3 protein-coding genes are annotated in these 2,282 nt (G+C 62.8%); all 3 read left to right on the top strand.

The features are described from left to right. On the top strand, positions 1–509 hold a 509-nt coding region (locus tag J0I79_RS34900), incomplete at its 5' end, for a DNA-directed RNA polymerase subunit alpha C-terminal domain-containing protein (protein ID WP_292870719.1). A gap of 103 nt (positions 510–612) precedes the next feature. Next, positions 613–1,044 carry a 50S ribosomal protein L17 gene (gene rplQ, locus J0I79_RS34895; RefSeq protein ID WP_292870716.1) on the top strand — a complete coding sequence of 144 codons (432 nt, stop codon included), beginning with the start codon at positions 613–615 and terminating at the stop codon, positions 1,042–1,044. 199 nt (positions 1,045–1,243) lie between these two features. Next, positions 1,244–2,282 (top strand): trypsin-like peptidase domain-containing protein (locus J0I79_RS34890; RefSeq protein ID WP_292870713.1); only part of this gene is annotated, 1,039 nt, incomplete at its 3' end.

The following is a 2,282-nucleotide window of genomic DNA, read 5'->3' as shown; positions in this document are numbered from 1 at the left end:
TCCCGGTCGATAGCCTCTATTCGCCGGTCAAGAAGGTCTCCTACAAGGTCGAGAACACCCGCGAGGGCCAGGTTCTCGATTACGACAAGCTGACCATGACGATCGAGACCGACGGTTCGATCTCGGGCGAGGACGCGGTCGCTTTCGCCGCCCGCATCCTGCAGGACCAGCTTGGCCTGTTCGTCAACTTCGACGAGCCGCAGAAGGAAGTCGCGGCCGAAGCCGTCACCGAGCTCGCCTTCAATCCGGCGCTGCTCAAGAAGGTCGACGAACTCGAGCTTTCGGTGCGTTCGGCCAACTGCCTGAAGAACGACAACATCGTCTATATCGGCGATCTCATCCAGAAGACCGAAGCCGAGATGCTGCGCACACCGAACTTCGGCCGCAAGTCGCTGAACGAGATCAAGGAAGTGCTGGCGGCGATGGGCCTCCATCTCGGCATGGAAGTGCCGGATTGGCCGCCGGAGAATATCGAAGACCTCGCAAAGCGTTACGAAGACCAATATTGAGCATGATTCCAAGGATCGACGGCGTGAGCCGCCCGATCCGACGGTCATGCGGAAAACCATCAGAGGCCGTGGCCTCTTGAACAACTGAAGAAGGAAAAGAGCCATGCGCCACGGTTTCAAAGGCCGTCGCTTCGCCCGCAGCGTAAGCCACCGCAAGTCTATGTTCGCCAACCTCGCCGTGTCTCTGCTTGAGCACGAGCAGATCGTCACCACTCTGCCGAAGGCGAAGGACCTGCGTCCGATCGTCGAGAAGCTGGTGACGCTCGGCAAGCGCGGCGATCTGCACGCCCGCCGCCAGGTGATTGCCCAGATCGGCAATGAAGGCGTCGTCAAGCGGCTGTTCGACACCATCGCCCCGCGCTACGCCAACCGCAATGGCGGCTATCTGCGCATCATGAAGGCGGGCTTCCGCCACGGCGACAACGCGGCCATGGCCGTCATCGAGTTCGTCGATCGTGACACCTCGGCCAAGGGCGCCGGCGACCGCGCGCGCCTCGAAGCCGAAGGCGCCAACGAGGAAGCCGCGGCCGCTTAAGCCACGACTTTTTCGGAAGAGTTGGAAAGGGGCCTGCAGGCCCCTTTTTCTTGTCTGGACACGGAGGATGGCGATGTTGTCGGTGTTTTCCTGGCCCAGGCAGGGCTTTCAGGCGAAAATATTCGCACCTCAGCGGCTTAGCCTTTCATTTTGCACATTCGTCGGGACAATGCGCCCGAACTCGCTTGGAGGATTCGCAATGCGCGCCAAAAGACTGTCCCTTGTTCTGCTTTGCGCCATGCTTGCGTTCGCAACCGCGCCGGCAGTCCGGCAGGCGCTGGCCGAAGATGCCGCCAAACCCGCCGATCCGGGCCTGTCCGACGTGCTGACGGACCTGCTGCATGGCGTCGAAGGCGAGAACGGTACGTCCGGTCCCGACAAGCGGGTGCCGTTCGGCCGCGAGGAGGTGCAGCTGTCGTTCGCGCCGCTGGTCAAGCAGACGGCGCCGGCCGTCGTCAACGTTTATGCCTCGCAGACAGCCAAGGTGACGTCGCCTTTCGACGGCGACCCGTTCTTCGAGGAGTTCTTCGGCCGTGCCCAGCCCCGTGCGCAGTCCTCGCTGGGTTCGGGCGTGCTGGTCGATCCGAGCGGGGTGATCGTCACCAACTTCCACGTCATCAAGAACGCCGACGAGGTGAAGGTCGCGACCGCCGACGGACGCGAATTCACCAGCAAGGTGATGCTCAAGGACGAAACGCTCGACCTTGCCGTGCTCAAGATCGAATCCGACAAGCCGTTCCCGGTCATCGCCATCGGCGATTCCGACGCGCTCGAGGTCGGTGACCTGGTGCTCGCGATCGGCAATCCCTTCGGCGTCGGACAGACCACCACCAGCGGCATTGTCTCGGCCCTTGCGCGTAGCCATATCGGTGTCTCGGATTCGGGCTATTTCATCCAGACCGATGCCGCCATCAATCCCGGCAATTCCGGTGGCGCGCTGATCAACATGGGCGGTCAGCTGGTGGGCATCAACACCGCCATCTACAGCCGTAGCGGCGGCTCGATCGGTATCGGCTTCGCCATTCCCGCAAACATGGTGCGGGCGTTCGCCGATGCCGCCAAGGCCGGCCTCGATTTCTTCGAGCGCCCCTATATCGGCGCCGAGTTCGAGGCGGTGACGCCGCAGATCGCCGAATCGCTCGGCATGGAAAAGCCGACCGGTGCGCTGGTCTCTTCCGTCGAGGCGACCGGTCCCGCCGGCAAGGCGGGGCTGAAGCCGGGCGATGTCGTGCTGCAAG

Source organism: Mesorhizobium sp. (genome assembly GCF_017306585.1).
GTDB lineage: Bacteria > Pseudomonadota > Alphaproteobacteria > Rhizobiales > Rhizobiaceae > Mesorhizobium.
Note: the sequence above shows the minus strand (reverse complement) of the source record. Positions and strands in the feature narration are given on the sequence as shown.

What these genes read in the sequence shown, in the direction of transcription:
- rplQ (WP_292870716.1), top strand. Translation starts at nt 613, where the DNA reads ATGCGCCACGGTTTCAAAGGCCGTCGCTTCGCCCGCAGCGTAAGCCAC.